Source organism: Runella sp. (assembly GCF_027484545.1).
Lineage (GTDB): Bacteria > Bacteroidota > Bacteroidia > Cytophagales > Spirosomataceae > Runella.
Genome location: NZ_JAIXST010000076.1, coordinates 1 through 4,869 on the forward strand (window position 1 = coordinate 1; position 4,869 = coordinate 4,869).

A 4,869-nucleotide genomic window follows, 5' to 3' on the forward strand; every position below is an offset into this window, starting at 1 on the left:
TAAAGGTTTGACAAACTTATGATGTCATAGCCCCTATCGCTCAACAAAATAGTATCACATTTACGCCTAATATGCTGTTTATTACTTGTTTTTGAGGCCTCTTCAAGAATTTCAATCTCTGAACAGGTCAGGTTTATATAACGGTAGCCCATGCCACAAAGGTAGCTCTTAATACGGCGTTTATTTGTATTGAACTACTTACAAACCTATTTTCAGAAGATTTAGTACCTCAAACGTTATTTTGTACATGATTGTCTGTCTAATAATTTACACTAATATTCTCAATGATTTTTTTGTAAAAGAGGTTTCAAAACCACCGGGAGAAAACCATGATAGTATTTGGCCTTATTTTTATTGGGCAATATCTATCATGTTCTCCATCGTTTATGACTTTAGAGAAAACGAAAAAAACAAGCAAACACTTGAACGCGAGCGAACTACGGCCGAAATCCAAGCCTTAAAAGCGCAAATCAATCCGCATTTTTTGTTCAATACCCTCAATAATCTCTACGGGACAGCCCTCATTGAAAATAGCCCAAAAACAGCCGATGGGATTCAACAGTTGGCGCGTATCATGCGCCACGCCGTCGAAAGTTCCAAAAACGACCGCATTGAAATCGACCGGGAAATCAGTTTTCTGCACGATTACATCGAAATTCAGCAGTTGAGAATCCCAAAACGAGACAATATCCGCATCAATACCTCCATCTTTTGGGATGAAAATCCCGCGCAAATCGCCCCATTGATTCTGATGACTTTTGCCGAAAATGCGTTTAAATTTGGCATCAGTATTGCGAGAGAATGTTTTTTAGAAATAAATTTAAAGGTCGAAAAGCAACAGCTAACCTTTATATGCCGCAACAGTATTGTTCCCCGCACCTCCCTTGAGCAGGGAACGGGCACGGGCGTAGAAACTACCTTGAAACGATTAAAATTATTGTATCCTAAACGACATACCATCAGTATCAATCAGACCGATGCGGTCTATGAAGTATTCTTAACCATTAACCTCTCATGATTAAAGCTATTGCCGTTGACAACGAGCCACATGGGCTCGAAAGTATTAAAATGTATGCCTCAAAAATAAATTTTCTGGATTTGAAAGCCACTTTTGTAGATGCCCTCGAAGCCTTGGAATATCTCAAGAACAACCCGGTAGATTTGGTGTTTCTTGACATCAACATGCCCGACATCACAGGCATGGACTTTGCCCGAATGTTGCCCCCTACCACCGGCTTTGTTTTCGTGACTGCCTATTCAAAGTATGCCGTTGACGCCTTCCAAATGAATGCCGTCGATTATCTGATGAAACCGTATGGGCTGAGTCGTTTTTTGCAGGCCTGCGAAAAAGCGCACTAAATCATTAAAAAAGAATCTGCCAACAGTGATTTTATCTTTGTCAAAGAAGGTTACGATTGGGTACGCGTCTCCATAGAAGATTTACTTTACATTGAATCTGATGGAAACTACCTGACTTTTAAGGAAAAATCTCGAAAAATCCTTACTCGAATGACCATGACCGAAGCACTGGAAATGCTTCCTCAAAAACATTTTTTCAGAATCCATAAGTCCTATTTGGTCAATCTCAAACACATTCAAAAAATCGAAAAGCACCAAGTCAGTGTATTAGGCAATGAATTGGTGCCGATTTCTGCCAACGCCCGCGATGAGTTTATGGAAGCCCTCCGACAAACTTGGAATGTGAAATAGCAAAAACGCAGTCTATCAAACCGCCGCAAACTGCTTTTTAAGCTTTTCGATTCCTACTTTTACTTCATTGTCAAAATCTTTCCAGCGGCATTCCAACGATAGTCCGCCTTGGTAGTTGATTTTTTTCAATGCTCGTAAATAAGGACCAAAATCATCGCCTTCTACGCCGGGAGGAGTGCGATTTTGTTTTTCGGCAATGTGGCAATGAGTGATGTATTTCCCGTATTTAATGATTTGGTCGGGACCTTCGTCGTCTTTGGCCATGTGATAAATATCGCACAACAGCAAAAAACGGGGGTGATTGACGGCTTCAATGATTTCTACCCCTTCCGCCAAACTGTTAATAAAGTTGGTTTCGGTATGATTGAGCGGTTCAATGGCAAGCGTTATGCCGTATTTATCCGTCAGGAGAGCCATTTTTTTACTCAATTCGATGTGCTGCGCTTTGGCTTTGTCGCGGTCAAATCCATCAGGAATTCTTCTTGAACCTCCGCTTCCAAACACAATGTTTTTAGAGCCACATTCTTTGGCACGTTTCAATGCTAAATCAGCCCGTTGCAAAATAGCATCATGATGTATCTCAGGCCCAACCGATTTCAGCGTACCGGGAAAAAAGCTCACGTACGAACGAACGGGAAAATTAACCGAATGCAGCGATTCTACATTTTTAGCATATTGCTCATCTCCTCCAGTATCAGGAATCAAAAAACGGCCTACGTTCTCTTCAATAAAAGAGTATCCCAAACTTTTTAATAACCCGGCTTTCTCGTACGAGGTACAAACACCCAAAGGCAGAGATAAAGCTGCGCTGTTGCTTTGAAAAAGGGCGGCTTGAGAGAGGGTTGACGAGGCGGCTACTCCGGCAACGGCACCCGCTGTTACTTTTAAAAAGTTTCTTCTTGATTGGAATTGATTCATTGAGCTCATTAGAAAGGGGTTTGTTTTATTCTTGATTGTCAGTGAAGACACTGACAATGGTGGAGTTTGTTTTAACAGTTCCTGCTTGTCAGTAAAGACACGGACACTAATTGATTTCGTTTTTTGCCGGATTTCCTGGGCGGTGCGTGAAGATATTTTATATTAAGCAAGAAGCCAAATATAGAAACCAAATTTGCCCCAAAGCCGTTTTAAATTCAGACCTATTTAGCAAACAAAATACCACACATCAGATGGATGTTATTTTCGTTGTTCCTCTCGTTGTTTTTTTACTTGTTCTGCAGTATTATCGGACCGACCACGATACTCCGGCCGATAAAGACCGCAAACGCTATGCAGAAGGCATTGCACTGTTTGAAGCAGGCAATTATGCGGTGGCGTTTACCTATTTTAACCAAGCAGTAAAGGAAAATCGTAAATCGGCCATCGCCTATACGTATAGAGGAAAATGTCATTTAATGGATGAAAAGCTCCACTCGGCCCTGTACGATTTTACGCAGGCTTTATCGTTTGATACCACCCTTTCGGAAGTGCATTTAGAGAAAGGAAAAGTTCTTTATCAATTGGAAGAATTTAACGACGCATTTTTATCGTTTGACAAAGCCGTTTGGTTTTCAAGGGGCAAAAATGCCGACGCCTTACATTGGCGTTCTATAGTGCATGAAATTTCAGGTCACTAAAAACAACCGTAAAAAAAAGATTTCATTCCGCAAAAAGCCTCCCACAATAAAAATCAGCGATAATGGATTCAGACCCAATATCGCTGATTTTTTTATTGATATCCGAATTCAGAATTTTATTCACCAGTCCATTTTTTAATGACGACCTCCCCTTCCATGTGAACCACCGCCACCACCTGAGAAACCTCTTCCTCCGGAGAAACCCAATCCTTGGTGGATTGTCCTAACTTCTGCACCGCTTGTGGGTCGTCAGCCATCTGTTTTTTTAACGCTGCAATCTCATATTGACTCTGCACGTTCAAACTATCGTGCAAGACTGCCAATTGGTTGTCAATGGGTTCATTCAAGTTTTGAATTGTTTTATCAAACTCCTGTTGAGCCGCTGCCTTTATATTGTCCATTTCTACCAAGTCATTTTTCTCATGACGATACAATTGCCATGCGGCTTCCGTTAATTCAGGCGACTGATTAGGCAACAATTGATAAATCGCTTCTTTATCTTCTCTTTTGGGAAGCGTTGCCAAGGTGTACATTAACTCAGGATAGCGGGTCAACGTATAAAACCAATTCTGTTTTTCGCGGCGAAAATCGCCGATCATATCCTGAAATGTTGCTCTGGTTTGGCTTTGCGATTTCTGAAGTTGTGTCAGTATTTCAGGGTACTGACTTGCCTGTAAAATAGCCTGACGAACATCTAAATTGTAGGGGGCGATGGAAGCAATCATGCCCTTATCTGTTTCCAGCTGATTTACCTGTGCAAAAACCAAAAGAGTTGTCATGGATAAAACCATCATCGCCCCCCCTAAAAACCCATTTTTCCCTTGAGCCGCTTTGCCCTTTTTCATCTCTGCTACTCTTACTCTTTTCCATGATTTCTGAACATTTCATTTTGTTAAGTTTGTCTTCACTGCACTACTTAACAAACATAGACCGACGACATAAAAATGAGCTAAATTCTATATTATAAACAGATTAAAAACTCCAATTTAGCCAATTTTGACACCATAAAAGTGCCCTCCAAAACAGAAGTATTTCCTCCTCATTTTCGGTGGATAGGCACTGCTTTCTTATTGGCAACTTTGGCTAAATGAGTGACTACAATTACCCTCATTTTAAAAGATTTACAAGTCCTTTTCCAGAGGTACGTCGTCCTTTTCCACCGTGATTGAACATTCGCCAATTAGAGCAGCTACGGCCCCGATGGCAGCCAAAACAGGTGCAAAAACAGCCCCAACGACCCCAAAAGTGAGTGGAAACGACATCAGTTCATCCCCCGATTTATCGTGAATAGTGATTTTACGTACGTTGCCTTCCTTAATCAATTCTTCAATCTTATGAAGCAGGTTTTCGCCGTGCGTAACAAACGTTTCTTTGATTGTATTTTCCATTTCAGTAAGCTATTAAATGTGTAGTTTGGTATTCATTAGGCAGGTTAAACGCACCTAAATGGTGTTGTTTTTAATAATATTGAGCAAGTACTGGTCATTCCAACCTGCTTTTTTACGCCTTTCTTTGATACTATGCTTGTCATTTTGCTGTTGTA

Annotated in this window: 7 protein-coding genes; 4 read left to right on the forward strand and 3 right to left on the reverse strand. The window is 40.9% G+C overall.

Features of this window, described 5'->3' with window-relative positions:
• The first annotated feature begins 247 nt into the window (after positions 1-247).
• The 3 genes from Q0081_RS06975 to Q0081_RS31625 are packed head-to-tail and all read left to right on the forward strand — an operon-like array spanning position 248 to position 1,710.
• Complete coding sequence (locus tag Q0081_RS06975; RefSeq protein WP_298350670.1) at positions 248-1,018, forward strand: sensor histidine kinase; 771 nt, start codon at positions 248-250, stop codon at positions 1,016-1,018.
• On the forward strand, positions 1,015-1,359 hold the full coding sequence (locus Q0081_RS31620) for a response regulator (protein ID WP_310586480.1): 345 nt from the start codon (positions 1,015-1,017) through the stop codon (positions 1,357-1,359). The genes Q0081_RS06975 and Q0081_RS31620 overlap by 4 nt, the downstream gene beginning before the upstream one ends.
• Before the next feature lie 33 nt (positions 1,360-1,392).
• Complete coding sequence (locus tag Q0081_RS31625; protein ID WP_310586481.1) at positions 1,393-1,710, forward strand: LytTR family DNA-binding domain-containing protein; 318 nt, start codon at positions 1,393-1,395, stop codon at positions 1,708-1,710.
• A gap of 15 nt (positions 1,711-1,725) precedes the next feature.
• Here the strand turns inward: Q0081_RS31625 and Q0081_RS06985 are convergent, their stop codons facing one another.
• Positions 1,726-2,637, reverse strand: a complete 912-nt coding sequence (locus Q0081_RS06985; RefSeq protein ID WP_298350672.1) for a sugar phosphate isomerase/epimerase — start codon at positions 2,635-2,637, stop codon at positions 1,726-1,728.
• Positions 2,638-2,879: 242 nt separating this feature from the next.
• Here Q0081_RS06985 and Q0081_RS06990 point away from each other — a divergent pair, with 242 nt between their 5' ends.
• Positions 2,880-3,326, forward strand: coding sequence for a tetratricopeptide repeat protein (locus Q0081_RS06990; protein ID WP_298350674.1), 447 nt, complete (start codon positions 2,880-2,882; stop codon positions 3,324-3,326).
• Positions 3,327-3,442: 116 nt separating this feature from the next.
• On the opposite strand, the gene Q0081_RS06995 is transcribed toward Q0081_RS06990, so the two are convergent.
• Positions 3,443-4,171 carry a hypothetical protein gene (locus tag Q0081_RS06995; RefSeq protein ID WP_298350676.1) on the reverse strand — a complete coding sequence of 243 codons (729 nt, stop codon included), beginning with the start codon at positions 4,169-4,171 and terminating at the stop codon, positions 3,443-3,445.
• A 276-nt stretch (positions 4,172-4,447) separates the two neighbouring features.
• Complete coding sequence (locus Q0081_RS07000; RefSeq protein ID WP_298350678.1) at positions 4,448-4,714, reverse strand: DUF4342 domain-containing protein; 267 nt, start codon at positions 4,712-4,714, stop codon at positions 4,448-4,450.
• Positions 4,715-4,869 lie beyond the last annotated feature (155 nt).

Coding starts and splice junctions, on each gene's coding strand:
- Q0081_RS06975 (WP_298350670.1), top strand. CDS start 248: ATGATTGTCTGTCTAATAATTTACACTAATATTCTCAATGATTTTTTT.
- Q0081_RS31620 (WP_310586480.1), top strand. CDS start 1,015: ATGATTAAAGCTATTGCCGTTGACAACGAGCCACATGGGCTCGAAAGT.
- Q0081_RS06985 (WP_298350672.1), bottom strand. CDS start 2,637: ATGAGCTCAATGAATCAATTCCAATCAAGAAGAAACTTTTTAAAAGTA.
- Q0081_RS06990 (WP_298350674.1), top strand. CDS start 2,880: ATGGATGTTATTTTCGTTGTTCCTCTCGTTGTTTTTTTACTTGTTCTG.
- Q0081_RS06995 (WP_298350676.1), bottom strand. CDS start 4,171: ATGAAAAAGGGCAAAGCGGCTCAAGGGAAAAATGGGTTTTTAGGGGGG.
- Q0081_RS07000 (WP_298350678.1), bottom strand. CDS start 4,714: ATGGAAAATACAATCAAAGAAACGTTTGTTACGCACGGCGAAAACCTG.